This is a genomic window from Ruegeria atlantica (assembly GCF_013033965.1).
GTDB classification, from domain to species: domain Bacteria; phylum Pseudomonadota; class Alphaproteobacteria; order Rhodobacterales; family Rhodobacteraceae; genus Ruegeria; species Ruegeria atlantica_D.
The window spans coordinates 88,942-110,675 of the sequence record NZ_WQFE01000006.1; the positions used below are offsets into that span (position 1 = coordinate 88,942).

Consider the following 21,734-nt stretch of genomic DNA (forward strand, 5'->3'; position numbering starts at 1 on the left):
GTTTCGTCCTTGATGTTCACGCGGCAAAGATCGCCGCAGAATGCGTAGGTTCTGGATTGAGGATACGGTGCCGCAGCAATCCGGCTTCGGGCAGGATGCGCGCGCGGACATGGGCGGCAGCGGCGCGCAACAACTCGGGTTCCGGGGCGTGATCCGCAACAGCCTCGAGATTGGCCCAGACGCGGCCAAAGTAAACCAGCCCCGTTAGGCGCATAAAATCCGAGACGGACGGCCCGATATCAGCGCATGTTTGCATGGTTTTGGTGGCCGCTTGCCAAGCGCCGATTGCGTCGGCCAGCTCCAGCGACGTCGGTCCAATTGCAACCAGCTCGGCAAATGCATCTGCTGCCGCGCCGCCGTTTGCGCGGATCGCGCGGCGGGCCACCCCAGTGGCCAGAACGCCATTGGTGCCCTCGTAAATGGCCATGATCCGGCTGTCACGCATGATTTGTTCAACGCGGTATTCCTTGCAGAACCCATAGCCACCGTGAATTTGCACCGCGTGACTAGAAGCCGCGTTTACGGCGTCGGTGGCAAAAGCCTTGCAGGTTGGGGTAAGGATATCCAGCAGACCCTGATCTGCGCCCAGATCCATGTCCACAAGGGTGCGATAAACCATCGCCCGACATCCGAGCGTGTAGGCGTAGATATCCAGCAACATGCGCTGGACATCCCCGTGTTCGGTGATCAGTGCCGTACCTTCTGCTGTTGTGCCCTGACGCCGACTTACGGCATGTGTCCGCGCGCGTTGAAAAGCCACGTCCATTTGGCCAACTGCTTGTAGGGCCACATCCAGACGCTCGGCATTCATCATCGTGAACATGGCAGCCAGGCCCTGACCTTCCTTGCCCAGCAATTCAGCCTTCGCGCCATCGAATGCCATTTGACAGGTGGGTGAGGCATGCATGCCCATCTTTTCTTCGATGCGGACGGTTTGCACCCGGTTGCGCGTTCCGTCCGGCATCACCGCAGGGCAGGCAAACAGGCTCAGTCCACGCACACCTGGCGCTGCGTTCGGTGTTCGAGCCAAGACCAGATGCAGCACGTTCTCGGTATAGTCGTGGTCACCGCCCGAGATGAAAATCTTCGTACCACTAAGTACATACTCGTCACCGTCGCGTGTGGCTAAGGTCTTGATCCGGCCCAGATCAGACCCTGCGTCCGGTTCGGTCAGGCACATCGATGCCATCCACTCACCCGAGATCAGCGGCGGCAGCAACCGCGCTTTCTGATCGTCATTGCCCGAGGCATTCACGGTTCGAATGCACCCCTGTGCAAGGCTTAAGACCATCTCATAGGAGATACATGCGCCAGCCAGCATATCCGCCAGAACCGCGCCCAGAATGTGTGGTAACTCTTGCCCGCCATATTTTTCAGGCGCACAGAGGCCCGGCCATCCGGCATCGGCATAGCGCTTATAGGCGGCGACCATGCCCGGTGGCATTCGCACCCGGCCATTTTCCAGACGCGCGCCTTGTTCTTCACCGATCACATCCAGAGGTGCGATTTCGGTATTGATAAAGCGGCCCAAGGCAGGGATCACGGCCTCGGCCAGATCATCGTTCCAATCCGGCAGGCGTTCAGGTCGGCCAATATGCTTGAGGACAAATGCGATCTCGGCTTCAGAGGCGGTGTAGTCGATCATGTGGCGGCCTTCCCCGAGAAGATCACATCGTTGGCACCGCTATACAATTCAGTAACCGCTTTGGCTCGCAATTCCAACGCAAGCCGTTGATTAATATATCCTTTGTCCGTAATCTCGTTTTTCTCGGCCGACGGAGCATCGCGTTCGATGCGAACGCGTTTCACGCGCGTGGCGCTGCCGGTTTGTCCAGCGTTGTATGCGGCCAACCGTTTAGAAATGAAGGCGCGCAGAGTAGGATCGTTGGCATAACCCGCAAGAGTGTCGTCCCGTCCGGTCAGTGCCTTGCACTCATCTGCGTTCAGAAACAGCAGCGCACCTATTTCGGTCCGGTCATGCCCGGTAATGACCGCGTCAGATGCAATCGGACTGAGGGCTTGCAGCAAGGCAACACGCAGATTCCCTACGGCGACCCATGTTCCGGTCATCAGTTTAAAATTCTCAGAGATGCGGCCATCGAACACGATGCCTTTCGAGGGATCATCGGGATCCTGCAGACGTCCTGCATCGCCAGTCAGGAAGTATCCTTCCTCATCAAACGCCTCGGCGGTCTTTTGGGGGTTGTTCAGATAACCCGTTGTCACATGCGGCCCGCGGACGCGCATTTCCAACTTGGCTCCATTGGGCAGGAACTTGAGCTCGGACCCTGGCCCCGGCACCCCGATGACGCCAGCTTTGTCGATTGGGAAGTGCACACATGTGGCCATCATTGCCTCGGTCAGGCCCCAGGCGCTGACAAAGGGGACCTTCTCCCCCTGTTCCTGAATGCCCAACTGTTCAAGACCTTCCCATAGGTGGTCAGGCAGGCCTGCTCCTGAGAAAAAGATCAGATCAAGTCGCTTGAAAAAGGCGCTGCGAAAGGCTGCGTCTTCGCGCAGGACCGGCAACAGCATGTCGAAGCCGCGGGGCACGTTGAAGAACAGGGTCGGTGAGACATCGCGCACGTTGCGAATCGTCTTTTCGATCTCACCCGGCACGGGCTTCCCGTCATCGACATAGAAACTACCGCCATTGCGCAACATCATGTTGAAGTTGAAATTGCCGCCAAACGTATGATTCCAAGGCAACCAGTCCACCACGACAGGCGGGGCGGCTTCCAAAAACGGCCAAATCTGCACCACAGCTTCCTGAGTGGCCAGCATCATGCGTTGTGTAACGATGACCCCTTTTGGCAAACCGGTCGAGCCAGAGGTGAACAAAACTTTGGCCAATGTGTCGTGATCCACTGTGGCGCGCGCCAGGGCAACTTTTTCGCCAGCTTTGGCTTCCAGAGCGTGTTCAAACGTCAAAGCGCCGTTATCCGACAGTTGCTCGATGCCTTTTGACCCAAGAAACTCAAAAGCTCGGGCGTAACTTTCGGCATTATCGGCATACGCCATACCAGGATTGGTGGTCTGGACGATATGGCGAAGCTTGGCCAGAGACTCGTCGAGCAGAGAATATGGGACAGATACTGGCACCACCGGAATGCCTACATGCATGGCCGCTAGCATCAGCAGGCCGTGCCGGATCGAATTGCCCGACAGAATCAACAGTGGGCGATTTTTACTCAGCCCTTTGTTCAATAAAAATGCAGCCAGTGAACGGGTTTGTGCCAAAGCCTCGGAATAGGTGACGCTGACCCATTCACCGTCCGGTCCACGCTCTGCCAAAAACAGGCGATCGGGTGTTTCATCCGCCCAGCGTTCCAAATATTCGGAAACGCACTTTACATCTATTTTCAACGGGTAAGGGCTGCGCAATACGAATGCGCCTTCGCCCAGATCTTCGTGCAATACCTGTGACGGCGCGAATTTTTGGATATGCACCACGCCATCTTCGCTATGTCGGGCTGAAATGCTCATCTTCTCTCTCCCTGCCATCTGGCCGCTTCGGACGCGACATGATGCAACTTTTGAAAATCAGGCTATCCAAAAACTTGTTAGTATGCAAATGTATTATTGATCGTTCACTAAGTTCAATTTTGACGGGTAAGATGCGACAGGAAATTGTGCAAGATCGTAGTTCGATTTCGTTGCGTCATGGCACCCGAACCGCACAAGGAGACAATTCATGAAAATCAAAAACGCATCAGCGATTGTGACTGGGGGTGCCTCGGGTTTGGGGTTCGCGACGGCTGAGTTTCTTACATCGTGCGGGGCGAAGGTCGCGCTATTCGATTTGCCCGGCGACAAGCTGGATGAGGCGGCAAATCGATTGAAGGCTATCGCCGCGCCATGCGACGTCATCAATGAGGCTCAGGTCACGGACGCGCTGGAGACTGCGATTGCCGCCAATGGTCTGCCCCGTATTGTCGTCAATTGCGCTGGTGTCACACATGGCGAGCGGATCGTTGGGCGCGATGGCCCGGCCGCGCTGGAGGGATTCGCCCGTACGGTCCAGATCAACCTGATCGGCACCTTCAATGTTATGCGACTGGCCGCTGAACGGATCATGCAGAACGATCCTCTTGATGACAATGAGCGGGGGATCATCATAAACACTGCGTCGGCTGCCGCGTTCGAAGGGCAGATCGGGCAGGCGGCCTATTCCGCCTCAAAAGGGGGTGTCGCCAGTTTGACGTTGCCTGCAGCGCGTGAATTCGCTCGTTCCGGCATTCGGGTTATGGCGATTGCGCCGGGCATCTTCTCGACCCCAATGATGGATTTGCTGCCGCAAGAGATTCAGGACAGTCTGGGCGCTAAAGTTCCCTTCCCCTCGCGTCTTGGGCAACCTGCCGAATTCGCGCGGCTGGCGGGACATATCATCGAAAACACCATGCTGAACGGAGAATGCGTGCGTCTGGACGGCGCGATCCGTCTGGAACCCAAGTAAGGCTTTGCAATGAACTACACACATATCAACTCAGAAACAGACGGCGCAATCGGAATCCTGACACTGGACCGGCCTGCAAAGTTCAACGCGATCAACCACGGGCTGTTGTTCGAGATCGAGCATTACTTCGACACCCTTCCCGATGAGATCGGCGCGGTGGTGATCCGAAGTTCAGGTCAGCATTTCTGTGCCGGGTTGGACCTACTTGAACACTCGATGCGGGATGCCGCAGGGGCGATGCATGAATGCCGCCTGTGGCACCGAATTTTCGACAAGATCGAATACGGCCGGGTTCCGGTTGTCGCCGCGATGAACGGCGGTGTTCTGGGCGGCGGAATGGAACTTGCCATGACCGCCCACATTCGGGTTTCACAACAGGATACGTTCTATGAACTGCCCGAAGGACGGCGCGCGATCTTTGTCGGCGGCGGCGCAACCGTGCGCGTTGGCCGGATCATCGGGGCCAGCCGGATGATGGAGATGATGTTGACGGGCCGCCGTTATGACTCGGGCGAAGGTCTGCAACTGGGGCTCGCGCATTATGTCGAACCCGACGGGACCGCGTTCGACAAGGCGATGGAACTGGCCCGGCGTGTGACCGAGAATGCGCCGCTGTCTAACTATATGATGATGCAGGCGATCACGCGTATCAACGACATGTCAGCCAGTGATGGCTTCTTTACCGAAAGTCTGGCGGCGGCGATCGCCCAGTCCTCACCAGAAGCGCGAGCCGGGATGGAGGCATTTCTGAAAAAAACTGGAAAGCGGGACAATCAGTAAGTCCCGAGACACGCGGGATCTGGTGTGAGAGCGTTTCACCAGATCCCGGTGTCGGGTGGGGCAGGGCCCCGGTTGGTCAATCGACAAAAGCGCGTTCGACCACAAATGTTGCAGGCTTGTTGTTCGCGCCTTCTTCCAGCCCGAACCCTTCCAGCGCGGCCTTGGTGTCCTGAAGCATCGCCATCGAGCCGCAGATCATTCCGCGATCTGTTTCAGGTGAAATTGGCGGTAGGTCCAGATCATCGAAAACTTTGCCCGATGCCATAAGATCGGTGATGCGACCCTGAAACGGATAGTCCTCACGTGTGAGGGTGCAGTAGTGGCGCAAATTCTGCGCCATCTCGCCAACTAGAGGATCAGATTTGAGCGCGGCGACCAGTTCTTTGCCGTAATCCAACTCGCCATTTTCCCGACAGGTGTGGGTTAGGATCACTTCATCGAATTTTTCATAAGTTTCGGGGTCGCGGATCAGCGATGCAAATGGCGCAATGCCAGTGCCGGTGGAAAACATCCAAAGCCGTTTGCCCGGCAACAAGGCATCGTTGACCAGTGTGCCCGTGGGCTTTTTACGCATCAAAATCGTGTCGCCTTCGCGGATTTTCTGCAGGTGTTCGGTCAGGGGGCCGCCGGGAACCTTGATCGAATAGAATTCAATTTCCTCGTCCCAACTAGGTGACGAGATAGAATAGGCGCGGAAAACAGGTTTCTCCGCGTTCGGCAGGCCAATCATCACGAACTCACCGGATCTAAACCGGAAGGATGCCGGACGGGTGATGCGGAACTTGAACAACCGGTCGGTGTAATGCTTCACCTCTGTCACGGTTTCGGCAAACACGCCCGCAGGAATGGGGAATTCGGTTTTGGTCGTGGAATCCAGCGACATATTGGTCTCCTATTCTGCCGGAGCTTCAGAAAAAAGCTCCAGTTTGCCTTCTTTGCCGTTCCAGTCGTCTGCGTCGGGCATCGGGTCTTTCTTTTCGGTGATGACGGGCCACGCCTCTGCGTATTTGCCGTTTAATTCGACCCACTTCTCCATTCCGTCATCGGTGTCCGGGCGGATTGCATCGGCGGGGCATTCCGGTTCGCACACGCCGCAGTCAATGCACTCGTCGGGGTGAATGACCAGCGTGTTTTCCCCTTCGTAGAAGCAGTCCACGGGGCAAACTTCCACACAATCGGTGAATTTGCAGTTGATGCAGTTTTCGGTGACGACGTAAGTCATGGGGCTACCTATTCGTTAGTATACGAATGAATATTGTGAGAATTGCCTGCCTGTCAATACGTTTTTATACAAACGAAAAATTCCTGATCCGAAACTCTTGACCAGGCGGCAAAACAAGTTAGTGTACAAACAAAATTAGGACACTTTGTCGGGACGATATGACAGACGTTCAGGGTGCCAAGAGATTGCGCCTGTGCTGTTGTGTGAATTGTCGGATTCGATTCCGATTGCAGACTGGAAGATAGCAACAATTTTCTTAAGGTTCAGACCATGAGCGCACCCTTGCAAGGATTAAAAGTGATCGAGCTTGCCCGCATCCTGGCCGGGCCATGGATCGGACAGACATTGGCTGATCTGGGTGCGGATGTCCTCAAGATCGAAAGCCCGGAGGGTGATGATACCCGCAAGTGGGGTCCTCCGTTTATCGACCGCGATGGCGACAGGACGGCTGCATACTTCCATTCGGCCAATCGGGGCAAAGACAGTATCGCCTTGGATTTCCGGGAAGAAGATGATCGGGAAAAATTGTTGGGCCTGATCCGCGATGCGGATGTGCTGATTGAAAACTTCAAGGTCGGAGGGCTGAAGAAATTCAGCCTTGACTATGACAGCGTAAAAAAGATCAATCCCCGGCTGGTTTACGCGTCTGTCACGGGCTTCGGTCAGGATGGCCCTTATGCCCATCGGGCGGGATACGATTTTCTGATCCAGGGCATGAGTGGGATCATGGACCTGACAGGCGACCCCGAGGGAGAGCCGCAAAAGATCGGTGTAGCCTTTGCTGATATCTTCACGGGTCTCTACGGTGTGATCGGCATTCAGGCCGCGCTTGCTGAACGAGAGCGCTCGGGGCAGGGGCAACACGTGGACCTGAGCCTGCTGGATTGTATGACGGGCGTTCTGGCCAATCAGGCGATGAACTATCTGGCCTCGGGTAAATGCCCGACGCGGTTGGGCAATGCCCATCCCAACATTGTACCTTATCAGGTGTTTCCGGTGGAGGATGGGCACATCATCATCGCCTGTGGAAACGATCGGCAATATGCAAGCCTGTGCGAGATTCTGGGCCTTCCCGGTTTGATTGAAGATCCGCGGTTTGTGTCCAATGCGGACCGTGTGGAAAACCGCGCCGTGTTGACAGAACTGCTGACGACGTCCTGCAAGGAATGGACCAAGGCCGACCTCTTGGCGGCCTTGGAACAGCGCGGTGTGCCCGGCGGTCCGATCAATTCCGTCCACGAAGCGCTGAGCGACCCACAAATTCAGCATCGCGGGATGCAGATCAACCCGGAAGGCGTGCCCGGCCTGCGGACCCCGATCCGGTTTTCCCGGTCCGAACTGCAGTTGAACAAAGCGTCGGCCAAACGGCCCGTCAAATCATGAGATTTTCCGTAGAATCCGGATCAGGTTGCGTTGTTCAGCGGCCGTCAGAGGCTTGAGTGTTTCGTTGGTGATTTGCTGGCCGACATCCTTCATCCGCGCGACCATTTCCCCGCCTTCAGGGGATAGCGAAATCAGCGTGCGTCGCTTGTCATCCGGATCAGGTTCAACAACCGTCAATCCCTTTTGCCGCAAGCGGTCGACGACACCCTTTATCGTCGCAACATCCATCGCTGCCAGTCGCCCCAACCGGTTTTGAGAGCATTTGCCCAATTCGGCAATACGGATCAGCGCAGCAAACTGCGTAGGCGTTAGACCTTCCAGTGTGTGCGACTGAAAAATCGACGCGTGGCGCTGGTTCGCTAGCCGCAGCAGATAGCCGACCTGCTCGTCCAGCGCATAGCTTTCAATGGATTCAGTCATGACAGCCCCTGCCTGATTCAATTGTTTGTATTATAATAAACAAAGGCATACCCTTCCGACAAGGTTTTGGTGCTAGACGGCAAGATAGGTGTTTGAAATTTCAGGGTTTCCGTCTAGGTCTGCGAAACTGCCTTCGAACCGCATTTCCCCTTTTTCGATTATATAAGCCCGATCCGACACGATACGTGCGAAATGCAGGTTCTGCTCACTGATCAACACTGACAAGCCTTCTCTTTTCAGTTCCGCAATAACGCGAGCCATCTGTTCGACAATGACCGGAGCAATCCCCTCCGATGGCTCATCCAACAGAACCAGCTTCGGATTACCCATCAACGTGCGGGCGATGGTCAGCATCTGCTGTTCCCCACCCGACAGTTGTTTGCCCAGGTTTTTGCGGCGTTCGGCCAGATTGGGAAACAGCTCAAACAGGTGTTTCTGGGTCCATTCGGGCGCATCCGGACGCGCTTCTCGACGCCCGACCTCAAGGTTCTCTTCGATGGTCAGATCTCCGAAAATCCGGCGGTCTTCGGGGACGTAGCCCATACCAAGGCGGCAGATCGCATGCGGGGTATTCCCCCGAATCTCATTTTCTGCATAGCGGATGGTGCCATCAATGTGGCGCACCAATCCCATAATGGACTTCATGGTGGTTGATTTGCCCGCGCCGTTTCGGCCCATCAGCGCAACCACTTCGTTTTCACCGACGCTCAGCGAAACACCGTTTAGGATTTGCGCGCGGCCGTACCAAGCCCCGAGGTTTGTGACATCAAGCATGCGCGCTCTCCGCTTCAAAAACTGAACCGCCGCCCAGATATACCTCTTGGACCAATGGGTTGGTACGGATTTCCGATCCGGTGCCTTCGGCGATCAACTCACCCCGGTTCAGGACCAGAATGCGATGGGCATGGGCAAACACCACATCCATGTCGTGCTCGGTAAACACCACGCTCACGCCCCCTTTGGCCACGATCTCAGCAGTCAGCGCCATCAGGGCGAGCCGCTCGGATGGAGCCATGCCGGCGGTTGGTTCGTCCATCAACAGCAGGGCAGGTTCATGGGCCAATGCAATCGCCAGTTCCAGCCGTTTGAGATCACCATATGCGAGTTCTGAACAGGCCCGACCGGCCTGATCCTGCATCGAGACCAATTCCAATAGCGCCATCGCTTCGTCCACGTACAGCCGCGTCGCGCGTGAAAACAGATCGTACACCCGCCGATGATGCGAGATCAGCGCCATCTGGACGTTTTCGACAACAGTCATCGACAGGAATGTCGCCGTAATCTGGAATGTTCTGCCAACGCCCATGCGCCAGATCTTGCGTGGAGGATGGCCGATCAGGGCCTGACCACGCAAGGATACTGAGCCTGCATTTGGTTTCAGGTAGCCATTCAGCATGTTGAAACACGTGGTTTTGCCCGCGCCGTTCGGACCTATTAGGGCAAGGAATTCCCCTTCCTTCAGATCGAAATGAACATCCTTCACGGCCTGCACGCCGCCGAATGATTTGGACAGGTTGCGGACTTCGAGAACGTTAGTCATGCCCGGCCTCCTTTCAGGCCACGCAACAGGCGTTGAATGCCGCCTGCAATACCGTCCGGTGCCAGCAGGACGACGATCAGAATGATCGCTCCGAAGATAAAGCGCCAGTAGTCCAGCCGTGTGACCCAGTCTTCAATCAGGACAAATGCTCCGGCCCCAAGGATTGGTCCGGCAAGCGCATGAATGCCCCCAAGCAGAACCATGATGAGCCCATCAATACTAAGCGCGATGCCGAGAGTGTCGGGGAACACGCTACCTTTGGAAAAGGCGAATACTACCCCTGCAAGACCAGCAAAGCCGCCCGCCAAAACAAAGCCCATCCATTGATGAAACCGGGTGTCGATGCCGATAGCTTCGGCCCGGGTCTGGCTGTCACGTATGCCACGCAGAATATATCCGAACGGAGAAAACGCAGCGCGGCGCAGTGCCCATATTCCTCCGATACAAAAGACGAAAGCGATGTAGAAGTAGACTTTGTCCGCGCTGGCCCATTTGGCTGGCCAGACACCTAAGATGCCGTCATCGCCGCCAGTGAATTCCTGCCATTGAAATGTGACACCCCACAGGATCTGGGCTGCTGCCAGGGTCAGCATGGCAAGGTAAACGCCGGACAACCGTACGCAGAACCAACCAAAGAACAGGGCCGCCAGCACCGCGCAAACTGGTCCGAAGATCATCGCTGGGATCATGCCAAACCCAAGGAACTTGACCGCCATTGCGGCCCCGTAAGCTCCGACTCCGAAGTAAGCGGCATGTCCGAAACTGACCATGCCTCCAACGCCCATCATGAAATGTAGCGATACGGCGAACAGGGTCGCGACCATGACATCCACCATCAGAACCGTGGTGAAGTCAGCGGTGAATACGGGGCTGATTGCGAGAACAAGTAAAGCAGCCATCAGAACCATTGCCGATTTCTGATCCATCAGCGCCAGTGGTTGGTCTGGCTCTTCGGGTGCTCCTTTTTCGCTGCCTGGTTTGCCGAACAAGCCATGAGGGCGGAAGATCAGGACGATCGCCATGATGACGAAGGGCAACACGATTGAGATCTGCGGGAAGATCAGGATCGCAAAGGCATTCAGGACCGAGATCAGGACCGCAGCGACGAACGCGCCGGATACGCTGCCCATACCGCCAATGACGACGACGACGAATGCCTCGCCGATGATGGAAAGGTCCATCTGCAGCGATACTGCCTCGCGTGGGATTTGCAGCGCACCTCCCAGTCCCGCCAGGAACGAGCCGAGCACGAAGGCGGCCGAAAACAACCAGGCCTGATTGACGCCAAGCGCTCCGACCATCTCGCGGTCTTGCGTGGCGGCCCGAACCAGAACACCCCAGCGAGTTTTGTGAAACAGCAGCCAGATGGCCAATAGAACAACGGGTCCGATGGCGATCAAGGCGAGGTCATATTCGGGAATTGGCTCTCCCATTATGCGAACCGCGCTGTTCAGACCCGGAGCGCGGGGACCTAAAAGGTCCTCAGCGCCCCAAATTGCCAGCGTGGCATCCTGAAAAATTAAAACAACGCCAAAAGTTGCGACCAGTTGGAACAGCTCAGGGGCGTGGTAGATGCGCCGTAGGATAGTCAGCTCGATCACGAGACCGATCATCCCGACGACCATCGCAGCCAAAAGGACGCTTACCCAGAACCCGAAAATGCTGCCGCTCCAGAGTGAAACCAGCGTGTAGGCGATGTATGCGCCCACCATATAGAACGAGCCATGCGCAAAGTTCACGATCCGGGTCACGCCAAAAATGATCGAAAGCCCGGATGCGATCAGAAACAGCGAAGATGCGTTCGCCAGTCCAGTCAGTAGCTGTGCAAAATAGAACCCCATCGGGCCACCGTCCCTTGTTTGTGTTCTTTTTGTGGGGCGGGGCGGTCACCGCCCCGCCAAAGCCGACTTATTCGGTTGGGCGCAATGCTGCTGCGTCGTCTTCGCTGGGCAGGTAATCCGCACCATCCGCGTAGGCCCAGTCAACCATGGACGGTTTGCCGTCGACCATGCCGGTCTTGCCAACATAAGCTCCCATCGTGGACTGGTGATCCGCTGCGCGGAAGGTGAAGGGGCCGGTCGGGCTGCTTTCGACGATCAGACCCTCCATCGCGGTCAGCAGCGCGTCGGTGTCTGTAGATCCGGCCTTTTCCAACGCTGCAGCGATGGCGAGGATCGAGTTGTAGCCGACGATCGAACCGGTTTTGGGCGCTTCGCCGAACTTCTCCATATAGGCATCAGCAAAGGCCTTGTGCTCATCCGTTTCGATGTCGGTGGATGGATAGCCGGTGACGATCCAGCCCGTGGGTGCCTCTGCTCCCAGAGGGTCGAGATACTCGGGTTCGCCAGTTAGCAAAGACGCCACATCGCGGTCCTCGAACAGGAAGCGCAGCGAACCTTCGCGCACGAATTTGGCCAGATCACCACCAAAGGTCACGTTGTAGATGGCATCTGGCTTCGCAGCCTCAAGCGCGCGGACGGTAGAACCCGCGTCGATTTTGAAGACCGGCGGCCACTGTTCTTCGACAAACTCGACATCCGGGCGCAGTTTGGTCAGTTCCGCTTTGAAGGCTTTCACCGCATCCTGCCCGTAAGCGTAGTTTGGCGCGACCGTGGCCCATTTCACAGCGTCCAGTTTTGCAGCCTGCTCGGCCAGCATTGCGGCCTGCATGTGCGTGGAGGGACGTAGGCGATAGGTGTATTTGTTACCCTTGGACCAGACAATGGCATCAGACAAAGGCTCGGAGGCGAGGAACAGAACTTCCTTCTGCTTGGCGAAGTCGGAAACGGCCAGGCCGATATTGGACAGGAAAGTGCCAAAGATCAGAACGGCGCCGTCTTTTGAGACCAGCTCTTCGGCAATACGGATCGCTGTTGCCGGATCGCCGGTGTCGTCGCGGCTGATCACCTCAAGCTGCTTGCCGTCGATCCCGCCTGCGGCGTTGATCTGTTCGACCGCCAATTGCCAACCCTTCTTGTAGGGCTCTGTAAAAGCGGGCAGGCGAGTATAACTGTTAACCTCACCCAACACGATTGTGTCCTGTGCCAGGCTGATCCCAGTCGTCAAACCGGTGAGGGGCATCGCAGCAAGCGCGCCCAGTACCGTGCGTCTGATCAGGTTCATTTCAAAATCCTCCCAATGATCATTGTTCACGGCCAGTTATCCCGGCTTCTTAATGTGTTGTCAGCCCTAAAGAGCGTAACTGCTACATTCAGCGCAGCCCGTCTTTGCCTTCTGCCTCCTCATTCGTCAGCCCACCTACACGTGGCAGTGGTCGTCCGCTGTCGGTGACGGCTACGGCAACCATGATTTCGTTTGCGCGGGGGGCGTCGTTTAGTTGCACCTCAATCCCGTCGAAGTGGCTGCGGACATAAGCCGCGTCCTTGTGGCCCAAGGGCACGTCCAGAACTTGGCCGGGGCTGCCCATCTTCTTGGACGAGGGCACAAGCGCAGCGCCTTTTTCGACCTCTTTGCGCAACGGCGCGCCAAGCTTGGGGTGCAGGATCGCGGCGGCATGTTCCAGCTCACCATTTTCGCCCACCATCGCCGATTTGCCATAGCTTTCGGCCTGTTCCGGCGTGATGTTAAGGGCCTCGACACAGCGACGGCCCAGTAGGGTACCCAGTTCTGCGCCGGTCTCCATCAAGGGGGTCAGATCCTCGACATATTGCCCGGCAAACGGATTTTCGATGACGGCCACGGCCACCGCTTTGCGTGTGGCAGGCGCGATCGCACGGCCCGCCTCGATATGGGTTTCCTCGACGTTGACTGCAATCTTCCGGATCTTTGTCATCTTAGGCCGTCCTCTCCTTTGATGTCCCAGGCTTCAAGCCCGCCCGAGCGCGAATGGACCCGCGGTCCGGTTGTCATGACCAGCGAAAAAGCCAGCTCGCCCGCCCGAGGGGCGTCATTGCAGCCGACTTCCATACTGTCGAAGTGGCTGCGCACGTATGAGGCGTTGATATGTGTGATCGGTACATCCAGTCGCGCACCCACACCGCCGACTTTCTTGGACGACGGCACAATCGCGTTAGCAGTGCCCAGCAACTGACGCATCGCGTAGCCGCCAGGGGCATGCCACAGCGCGCCGTGTTCTAGTTCACCACCTTCGCCAACCAAGGAACCTTTGCCATAGCCCTGGACGTTTTCCGGACCGCCCAGCATGTCGATCAGGGCTTGTGCCATTTCCAGACCCAGAGGTTTGAGGTCTTCCATAAAGCCCTGAATTTCGGGTTCGTACCGGCCTGCAAATGGGTTGGCGATCACGGCCATTGCGGCCACCCGCACCAGCGGCGTGTCGGGCACCGGTCCGCCTTCGTGATAGATTTCTTCAAGCGAAAACAGCTTTTTTCGCAGTTGAACGTCAGGCATATTCTGGAACCTTTTGTGTGCTGGAAATCACCAGTTGGGATGCACCCGTCTGGCAGGAGTGAGCGCCAAGAGACAGATGAGCGGCAGTAATCAAACCGCGCTTCAGCATGGTCTCGGCAGTGTTCAGGCCGTGTGACAGGGCGTCGCGCATGTGTTCGGCAGAGAGTTGACCGACAGAGACCGGGACGGGCAGGTCGCCCAGATCGCTGTCATCGTTTAGTTGATTGGCGGGAACGCGCCGGATGGCCGGATGGCCGGGCAGATCGACCGCATTGGCGATCAAAGTAGCCGCAACATCGGCCATTGCTGCGTTGCTGGCCAGTACTGTCACGCTGTCGGCAATTCCAAGGCTCAAGCTGCGCCCGCCGCGACCCGATGTGGCGATGCCGCCAATTCCGTCGTTTGCGCGTATGGCAATGCGACCTAGGTCGCGGCTGTCTAGCCCACTCATGGCGATGCGGAATTCTTGACCGGGCTCCAAGTGTATAGCTATGTCACCACCATTGTTGACCGACGCGCGGCTCAGCGGCGTGGCGTGTAGCATTGCCGCAAGAACCTCGTCGGCAACGGCTCCGGCAACAGCGGCCATGCGGGTCACGAACACATTCGAATGGGGTCGGGCAGCATCATCCATGCGTCGCGCCACCCGTCCATTTGGGTGGGTGGTGTTAGCAGTCAAAGGCGATTTTAACAGTGCCAGTTCGTCAACCAAATCTTGCAGGATCGTGTCGAACCTTACCCGCGCAGCTTCAAATGCAATATCTCGCGCGCCCTCCGCCTCGACAATCAGGTCGATTGGTCCGTGTTGCAGATGCAATCTGCGACCGCACGGCAATATGACAGAGGTGGGTTGCATCTGGCCTTATGCCCCTTTCGCCCAGCGATAATTTGTCGACGCCATCGGGTCAGGCTGGTTTTCGAACTGATCCACTTTGCGGGCCTCGTCCGAGACGACATCGGCAACTGGCTTGATCTCATCCATGTGTCCGCCAAGCGTGCCATAGTCGCTGACGCGCATCGTGAATTCGATGGGGGCGACCAGTGCTGGGGTCGGCACGTATCCGAACGATCCGGTGGGCATATCCAGAACATCAACCATCACAGTGATGCCACCACCCGGCCAGACATAGGCCTCGGCCCCGCCACAGGACACAAAAGTCAGCGAATCCTTGACGGATTTCGTAAGCCGAACCGGGTTTTCCGTGACGCCTGCCCGCAGGCTGCCGCCCGCGCCGCCCATGAACAGGACCGAGCAGACCGAAGGTTCACAGTTTTCCGCAATCAGCTCGGCAGACGCTTTCAGCGCCGCAGGGATATCGGCGGGCTGAGGTTTCAGTTCGGCATCCAGTTCAAAATAGCCATACTGCTCACCGGTGGTGGAGACCATCAGCAGGCTCATACCTTCACGGGCGTGTTTCGGGTTGAAATCGCCTAGGATCTTCAAGGGGTCTTCAATATCCGTGCCGCCCCAGCCCGTGCCGGGTTCTGCGACCTGAAAATACCGACCCGGGGTGGAGCGACGGCCATTGATCTTGATGCCGGTGGGCTCGACATCCAGCAGTTTGCCTGCCTGATGCTCGGACAAAACGCCGGTGATGTGGTCGTCGACCACAACCACGTCATCCACATGTTCAACCCATTGTTTGGCGAACATCCCAATCGTGGCCGAGCCACAGCCCACCCGCATCAGTTTTTCTTCGATCCCGTTGATGACGGGCGCTTTGCCAGCCTGAACCACAACCGTGGTTTCATGGCCTTCGTCGCCAATCACCATCTCGACGGCCTCGCGATTGCACAGCCGAAGCAATGCATCGCAGGTAATTCGCCCTTCTTTCTTGCTGCCGCCGGTCAGGTGTTCAACACCACCCAATGACAACATCTTGGAGCCGTATTCCGATGTCATGACGTGCCCGACCGGCTCACCATTGACGCGAACAACATCACGCTCGTGGCCGATATGTCGGTCTGTGTCGATCTTCACCTTGACGCCACAATACGAAAAAATCCCCTCGGTCACGACAGTGACCATATCCACGCCCGCCACGTCTTGGCTGACGATAAAAGGCGCGGGTTTGTAGTCGGGGTAGGTCGTGCCCGCGCCAACGGCGGTCACAAAGGGCCGTCTGCCCTGCACGATATCGCCGTCCCAATCTTCCGGGTCTTTGCCATCCTTCAGAAAGGGGACAAGCCGTGTGTCTTCTGTGCTTTCGATGATGGTCAGCGCATCCAGACGGACCAGATCGCCACCATGGTTGGCATATCGGTCGCAGGCACCGGCCTTGCCGTCTGCGATGTAGCACATCACCGGGCAGGCATCGCAGCGAATTTTCTCTGGTGTGGCGCGTTCAGTTGCCATCTGTCAGTTCCTTGATTGCTGCGCGCAGTTTTGCGGGCGTGGCGGGGCCTTGGGTCAGTCTGACGCCACAGGCGCGTTTGATTGCGTTAAAAAGGGCCGGGGCTGTGGGGATCAGCACGTGCTCTCCCAGCCCTTTGGCGCCGTAGGGGCCGTGGGCATCCGCTTCCTCGATGATGAGGGTTTCGATCGGAGGAATGTCGCCGATGGTCGGGATCAGGTAGTCATGCAGGTTCTCGGTACGACCAGGCAGGTATTCTTCCATCAGCGCCATGCCTAGACCTTGTGCGATACCGCCCTGTACTTGACCCTCAACCAGCATCGGGTTGATCGCGTTGCCGACATCATGCGCCGCCACGAACTTGATCGGCTTCACCGTACCCAGCTTCGTGTCTACTTCGACCACCGCCAGATGCGCGGCATAACCAAACTGTGCATAAGGAATGCCCTGACCATTTTCGTCCAGCGGTTTAGTTGGCGGGTCATAGGTTTCTTCGGCACGCAGAACGTAACCTTCGGCGTCCGGCTCCAGCGCTGTCAGGTCGATGGAATGTTTCCGCCCGCTGTCGTCCACTCCGATCGCACCTGCGTTCAGCGAAATCACCGCATCCGGCCCGGCGTTCACGCGGGACAGTATCTGAGCCCGCATCGCTTCACCCGACAGGCGCGCTGCGCTGCCCGAGACATAGGTTTGACGTGAAGCAGAGGTTTTGCCGGCATCCGGCGTCACATCCGTATCTGCGCCGATGATTTCGATCTGTGAAACTGGCACGCCAAGCGCAGTGGCAAAAATCTGCGTGATTACCGTGTTTGCGCCCTGGCCGATGTCCATGGCCCCTTGGTGCAGGACCAAACTGCCATCCGACCGGATACCGGATTTGATCGTCGACGGGTTGGGCAGCGAGGTGTTGCCACATCCGTACCAGCCTGCTGCCAGTCCGACGCCGCGTTTCAATATGCCATTTTGGGCATTGAATGTCTCAACCGCCGCATTTTCTTCGGCCCATGCAGGACGCAGCGCTTCGAGGCACGCACGAATGCCGACGCCTTGTTCAAAAATCTGCCCACAAACGGTGGGCACCCCGTTCTCCAGCGCATTGTTGATGCGGAATTCAAGCGGGTCGATGCCCAGTTTATCCGCCAGTTCATCAAACAGGCTTTCCTGCGCAATAGCAGACTGAGGCACGCCAAACCCACGGAACGCGCCGGATGGCGGGCAATGTGTGTGGATGCCTTTGGCTTCGGCGCGGTAATTGGCAATTCTGTAGGGACCCGAGGCGTGGACGGGCACCCGGTTGGCCACGGTCGGTCCCCAACTGGCATAGGCGCCAGTGTTGAACAACCCGTCAAAGGTCATTCCACTGATGCGACCATCCTTGGTTGCGCCTATCTTGACCTGAAGGTCCGAGGGGTGGCGTTTGGTGGTAGACTGCATGGACTCGGTCCGGGAGTATGTCAGCCGCACCGGTTTGCCGGTTTTGAGCGCTGCAAGCGCCAGAAAAGGCTGCACCGAGATATCAAGTTTCGAGCCGAACCCGCCACCGACGCCGGTCGGAACAATACGGATCTGATCGCGCGGCATCCCCAAAATGATCTCAAGCGCATCCAGATCCATCACCGGAGCTTGAGTGCAGGCATGAACCTCAACCCGACCGTTCACGATCTCGGCGAAACCGGCTTCGGGTTCGATATAGCCGTGTTCAACAAAACCCGAACGGAAATGGCCTTCGACAACAACGTCTGCGTCGTCCAGCGCGGTTTCTGGTGCGCCGCATTTCACAAACCCGCTGCACATGATGTTGTCGTCGCGACCTGGATGCAGCTGAGCGGCTTCGGGCGTCATTGCATCAAGCGAATCCAGCGTGGCGGGTCGTTCTTCCCACGTAACAGGGAAACTTGCAGGATCGAAGGTAGCCAGAACCTCGGGCAAGCCAACAATCGCGGCGACGGCCTCGCCACGGAACCGAGCTTCGGATTTTGCAAATACAGGTTGGTCTGCAAAATCGGGTATAACGCCAAAATTGTTGCGCCCGGGGATGTCCGCCGCAGTCAGGACCGCTTCGACCCCTGGAGTTTCGTTGGCCCATGCGTCCAGATCGCCAAATGAAAATCCTGCACGGTGGTAAGGGGATCGGATCACCTGGATTTCCAGCGTGCCTGCCGGGGCAACATCGTCGCCAAATAGCTCAGCGCCATTAACTTTGTCGTGCCCATCAACGCGCCAAATCGCATCACCAGCATGTCCAGCGGTCGCCGCTTGCAGGGCAGGCGCACCGGCGGTCACAACAGCGTCGATTATTTTGCGGTATCCAGTGCAACGGCACAAAACACCGCCAAGGGCATCCTGAACCTGTTCGGTGTCCGGCTCGGAGGTCTGGCGCAGCAACGCAACGGCGGCGGTCATCATGCCAGGTGTGCAGATCCCGCACTGCGCTGCACCGTGATTTTGAAAGCTGTCCGCCAAACGCCTGGCAATCTGGTCGTCCTGCGTCAAGCCGGACACCGTTTCCACAAACCTCCCGGCAGCCTGCTGCGCCGGAACCAGGCAGGCGCAGACCGGATCACCATCGACCAGAACCGTGCAAGCACCGCAATCGCCGGCATTGCATCCGATTTTAACGTCGCGGGCTGAAAGCCGCTCGCGCAGCATTTCCGAAAGGCGTTCACCTGCACGCGGTACTGCGCTGACGGGGGTGCCGTTCAGGGTGAATTCGGTCGTGAACTCATCTGCGCGTTTATCCATGGTGTTGCCCTGCCTCTGCAATTGCCCGGATGCATTGTTCAGCCACAGCGTCCAGCCGGAATGCGGCGTCGCCGCGGACGTCATCAATCGGACTGAGAGGCGCCAAATGATTGGGTAAAACTTCAACAGCGTCGATGGGCTTACCGATCAAGTCCGCTTCGAGGCGGTTCAGCCTTTGTGCCACGGCTGAGGCGGCCCCCACGGCGACGCGGGCATAGTTGATCCGGCGGTCTTCATCTAGGCCGACAATAACCGACGTCATCGTGATCGAGATCACAAGATAGCGCCGCGCGCCGAGCTTTTCGAAGTGGCCAACGGCTCCTTTGGGAGGGGCGGGGAGATAGACGGCTGTCACAATCTCACCGTTAGACAGCGCCGTTTTGCGGACACCAGTTATGAACTCTGACAAGGGCACTTCACGAAATCCACGGGCCGAGCCGAGCTCGACGCTGGCCTGAAGTGTCAGTAGCGGCGGTACGCCGTCAGCAGCGGGCGAAGCGTTGCACAGGTTCCCTGCGATCGTGCCGCTATTTTGGATTTGCAAGCTACCGACTTCTCGAGCGGCTAATTGCAGACCCCTGAACGCATCAGGCAGATTAGCACGGGCAATGTTCGTCCAGCTTGTTGCGGCACCGATTTTCCAACGTCCATCCGAAAACGTGATTCCTGAAAGACCGTTAATGCGCGTGATGTCCAGTATGTCGGTATGCAGTTCATGACGCTGCCGGGACGGAAAAAAGTCAGTGCCGCCAGCGACAACCGTCAAATCATGGGTTGCCAGCAATTCAAGCGCATCATCGAGCGAGTTGGGAGATAGATACCGCAAAGTGTCTGTCCTGATGAGATTTTTCTCGTTAGTACACAAATGATATTACGCGAACAAAAAAAATGTCAACGATTTGTTTGGGTCGATTTTTCTCGTCCGGAAAGGCGGTGGGTAACGTGTTCAGATACAGGCGAACGCTTAGTCTTTTCCTTTATTTTCAAAGAGCAGAAAAAACTTTCGCTTTGGGCGCGGTGAATCTGAGCAATTTTTCAGCGCTTTGTTCAATTTGATTGGCGATGGTTCTGAAGTTTCGAAATTCGTCAGTAATTCGTTGACACACTAACAAACAGAAACGAAGATAGTGATCGATCACTCACCAATGTGTGGATCTTTCGACAGGCTGAAACCTACCGCCTGGTGTCAATAGGGAGGAAGAAATGAATAAGTTCAATTTGATGATGGCGACCGCACTTGCCGCTGGTCTTGCCGCGGGGGCCGCCGTGGCACAGGAAAAAGTACGAATCGCGTTCATTGATCCGCTATCCGGGCCGTTTGCTACTACTGGTACACAGGGTCTGGCCATCTATCGCCACAGCGTAAAAGAGCTGGTGAACGAGCCCGGTGCGCTGCTGGATGGACAGGCCGAATTCGAGATGGTGCCCTTCGATAACAAGATCAGCGCAAAGGAATCGCTCATCCAGTTGCAGGTCGCTATGGATCAGGGCATTCGTATCATCGCTCAGGGCGCATCATCAGGTGTGGCAAACGCGTTGACCGAAGCTGTTGCCAAGCATAACCGCCGCAATCCCGATGATCCTGTAATCTTCCTCAACCACTCGGCCGTTGACCCGGCGCTTACCAATGACAAGTGCCAGTTCTGGCATTTCCGATTTGACGCCAATGCTGACATTAAGATGGACGCGTTGACCGACGATATCGCGGCCAACCCGGACATCAAAAAGGTCTATGTGATCGGTCAGGACTATTCATTCGGTAAGGCCGTCGCCGCGGCAGCACAGCGCTTCCTTAAGGAAAAGCGCCCTGACATTGAGATTGTCGGGAACGAGTTGCACCCGATCGGCAAAGTCAAAGACTTCACGCCGTATGCGCGTAAGATCGTTGGCTCGGGCGCTGATGCTGTGATCACCGGAAACTGGGGCGGCGACATGGTCGGTCTGGGTAAGGCCGTCATGGGCGCGGGTTTCGACAAGCCAATCTATACCTACTACGGCGCCACCTCGGGCATTACCGCAGCCTTTGGTGAAGAAGGCGACGGAATCGTTAAGCTGGTTGGCGCAGGTCAAGTAAACCCGGCTCCAACGCCCGAAGCGCAGGAGTTCATCGAGGCCTTCTACGTCAGCTTCCCGGATCTGGACTTCGGTCAGCCGCAGATGGCGAATGTTGCACCGATGCTGGCAGCCGCAATCAACGAAGTTGGCAATGCCACGGATATCAAGGCGATTGCCTACGCGTTGGAAGGTATGGAGTATGACAGCATCGTTACCGGCAAAACGGTGATGCGCGAAAGCGATCACCAGGCGATCCAGACTGTGACCGTACAGGGCCAGACACCCGAGGCCGCGTTCGAATACGACAAATCCGGTCGAGGTATGGTTGCAGAGACGGTCGTCGAACTGGCGTCCAATGACGCGCCCACCACTTGCGAGATGAAGCGCCCATAACGCTCTAACCACTCTGGT

The 21,734-nt window shown here is 57.0% G+C and carries 19 protein-coding genes; 4 read left to right on the forward strand and 15 right to left on the reverse strand.

Annotated features, from left to right (window positions below):
* Positions 1 to 16: 16 nt before the first annotated feature.
* Both GOW16_RS12745 and GOW16_RS12750 read right to left on the reverse strand, forming a co-directional pair.
* Entirely contained in the window at positions 17 to 1,645 is a 1,629-nt protein-coding gene (locus GOW16_RS12745; protein ID WP_170415528.1) for an acyl-CoA dehydrogenase family protein, read from the reverse strand.
* Positions 1,642 to 3,486 carry a feruloyl-CoA synthase gene (locus GOW16_RS12750; protein WP_170415530.1) on the reverse strand — a complete coding sequence of 615 codons (1,845 nt, stop codon included), beginning with the start codon at positions 3,484 to 3,486 and terminating at the stop codon, positions 1,642 to 1,644. The genes GOW16_RS12745 and GOW16_RS12750 overlap by 4 nt, the downstream gene beginning before the upstream one ends.
* A 208-nt stretch (positions 3,487 to 3,694) precedes the next feature.
* Between GOW16_RS12750 and GOW16_RS12755 the strand changes: the two genes are divergently transcribed.
* Both GOW16_RS12755 and GOW16_RS12760 read left to right on the forward strand, forming a co-directional pair.
* Positions 3,695 to 4,456 carry an SDR family NAD(P)-dependent oxidoreductase gene (locus GOW16_RS12755; protein ID WP_170415532.1) on the forward strand — a complete coding sequence of 254 codons (762 nt, stop codon included), beginning with the start codon at positions 3,695 to 3,697 and terminating at the stop codon, positions 4,454 to 4,456.
* A 9-nt stretch (positions 4,457 to 4,465) separates the two neighbouring features.
* Positions 4,466 to 5,236: a crotonase/enoyl-CoA hydratase family protein gene (locus tag GOW16_RS12760; RefSeq protein ID WP_170415535.1), complete on the forward strand. Its 771-nt coding sequence runs from the start codon at positions 4,466 to 4,468 to the stop codon at positions 5,234 to 5,236.
* Between the two features lie 76 nt (positions 5,237 to 5,312).
* Here the strand turns inward: GOW16_RS12760 and GOW16_RS12765 are convergent, their stop codons facing one another.
* Entirely contained in the window at positions 5,313 to 6,119 is an 807-nt protein-coding gene (locus GOW16_RS12765; RefSeq protein WP_170415537.1) for a ferredoxin--NADP reductase, read from the reverse strand.
* A 9-nt stretch (positions 6,120 to 6,128) separates the two neighbouring features.
* On the reverse strand, positions 6,129 to 6,458 hold the full coding sequence (gene fdxA, locus GOW16_RS12770) for a ferredoxin FdxA (protein ID WP_170415539.1): 330 nt from the start codon (positions 6,456 to 6,458) through the stop codon (positions 6,129 to 6,131).
* 270 nt (positions 6,459 to 6,728) lie between these two features.
* Between fdxA and GOW16_RS12775 the strand changes: the two genes are divergently transcribed.
* Complete coding sequence (locus tag GOW16_RS12775; protein ID WP_170415541.1) at positions 6,729 to 7,841, forward strand: CaiB/BaiF CoA transferase family protein; 1,113 nt, start codon at positions 6,729 to 6,731, stop codon at positions 7,839 to 7,841.
* Here GOW16_RS12775 and GOW16_RS12780 read toward each other — a convergent pair.
* The 11 genes from GOW16_RS12780 to GOW16_RS12830 all read right to left on the reverse strand — a co-directional run bounded on the left by GOW16_RS12780 (position 7,836) and on the right by GOW16_RS12830 (position 20,094).
* The gene (locus GOW16_RS12780) at positions 7,836 to 8,261 is read right to left on the reverse strand and encodes a MarR family winged helix-turn-helix transcriptional regulator (protein ID WP_170415543.1); all 426 of its coding nucleotides are present in this window, start codon (positions 8,259 to 8,261) and stop codon (positions 7,836 to 7,838) included. The two genes, GOW16_RS12775 and GOW16_RS12780, sit on opposite strands and share 6 nt — an antisense overlap.
* Positions 8,262 to 8,333: 72 nt before the next feature.
* Positions 8,334 to 9,035, reverse strand: a complete 702-nt coding sequence (locus GOW16_RS12785) for an ABC transporter ATP-binding protein (RefSeq protein ID WP_170415545.1) — start codon at positions 9,033 to 9,035, stop codon at positions 8,334 to 8,336.
* Positions 9,028 to 9,801 (reverse strand): ABC transporter ATP-binding protein, encoded by a 774-nt coding sequence (locus GOW16_RS12790; protein ID WP_170415547.1) that lies wholly within the window; start codon positions 9,799 to 9,801, stop codon positions 9,028 to 9,030. Before GOW16_RS12790 ends, GOW16_RS12785 begins: the two co-directional genes overlap by 8 nt.
* Positions 9,798 to 11,642 (reverse strand): ABC transporter permease, encoded by a 1,845-nt coding sequence (locus GOW16_RS12795; protein WP_170415549.1) that lies wholly within the window; start codon positions 11,640 to 11,642, stop codon positions 9,798 to 9,800. The genes GOW16_RS12790 and GOW16_RS12795 overlap by 4 nt, the downstream gene beginning before the upstream one ends.
* Before the next feature lie 67 nt (positions 11,643 to 11,709).
* Complete coding sequence (locus GOW16_RS12800) at positions 11,710 to 12,924, reverse strand: ABC transporter substrate-binding protein (protein WP_170415551.1); 1,215 nt, start codon at positions 12,922 to 12,924, stop codon at positions 11,710 to 11,712.
* An 88-nt stretch (positions 12,925 to 13,012) separates the two neighbouring features.
* Entirely contained in the window at positions 13,013 to 13,594 is a 582-nt protein-coding gene (locus tag GOW16_RS12805; RefSeq protein WP_170415553.1) for an amino acid synthesis family protein, read from the reverse strand.
* Entirely contained in the window at positions 13,591 to 14,172 is a 582-nt protein-coding gene (locus GOW16_RS12810; protein ID WP_170415555.1) for an amino acid synthesis family protein, read from the reverse strand. The genes GOW16_RS12805 and GOW16_RS12810 overlap by 4 nt, the downstream gene beginning before the upstream one ends.
* Positions 14,165 to 15,028, reverse strand: coding sequence for a UPF0280 family protein (locus GOW16_RS12815; protein ID WP_170415558.1), 864 nt, complete (start codon positions 15,026 to 15,028; stop codon positions 14,165 to 14,167). The genes GOW16_RS12810 and GOW16_RS12815 overlap by 8 nt, the downstream gene beginning before the upstream one ends.
* Positions 15,029 to 15,034: 6 nt before the next feature.
* Positions 15,035 to 16,528, reverse strand: coding sequence for a 6-hydroxynicotinate reductase (locus GOW16_RS12820; RefSeq protein WP_170415560.1), 1,494 nt, complete (start codon positions 16,526 to 16,528; stop codon positions 15,035 to 15,037).
* Positions 16,518 to 19,268, reverse strand: a complete 2,751-nt coding sequence (locus tag GOW16_RS12825; protein ID WP_170415563.1) for a molybdopterin-dependent oxidoreductase — start codon at positions 19,266 to 19,268, stop codon at positions 16,518 to 16,520. Before GOW16_RS12825 ends, GOW16_RS12820 begins: the two co-directional genes overlap by 11 nt.
* Complete coding sequence (locus GOW16_RS12830; protein WP_170415565.1) at positions 19,261 to 20,094, reverse strand: FAD binding domain-containing protein; 834 nt, start codon at positions 20,092 to 20,094, stop codon at positions 19,261 to 19,263. Before GOW16_RS12830 ends, GOW16_RS12825 begins: the two co-directional genes overlap by 8 nt.
* Positions 20,095 to 20,471: 377 nt before the next feature.
* On the opposite strand from GOW16_RS12830, the gene GOW16_RS12835 reads away from it, so the two are divergent.
* Positions 20,472 to 21,716 carry a branched-chain amino acid ABC transporter substrate-binding protein gene (locus GOW16_RS12835; RefSeq protein WP_170415567.1) on the forward strand — a complete coding sequence of 415 codons (1,245 nt, stop codon included), beginning with the start codon at positions 20,472 to 20,474 and terminating at the stop codon, positions 21,714 to 21,716.
* Positions 21,717 to 21,734: the final 18 nt, after the last annotated feature.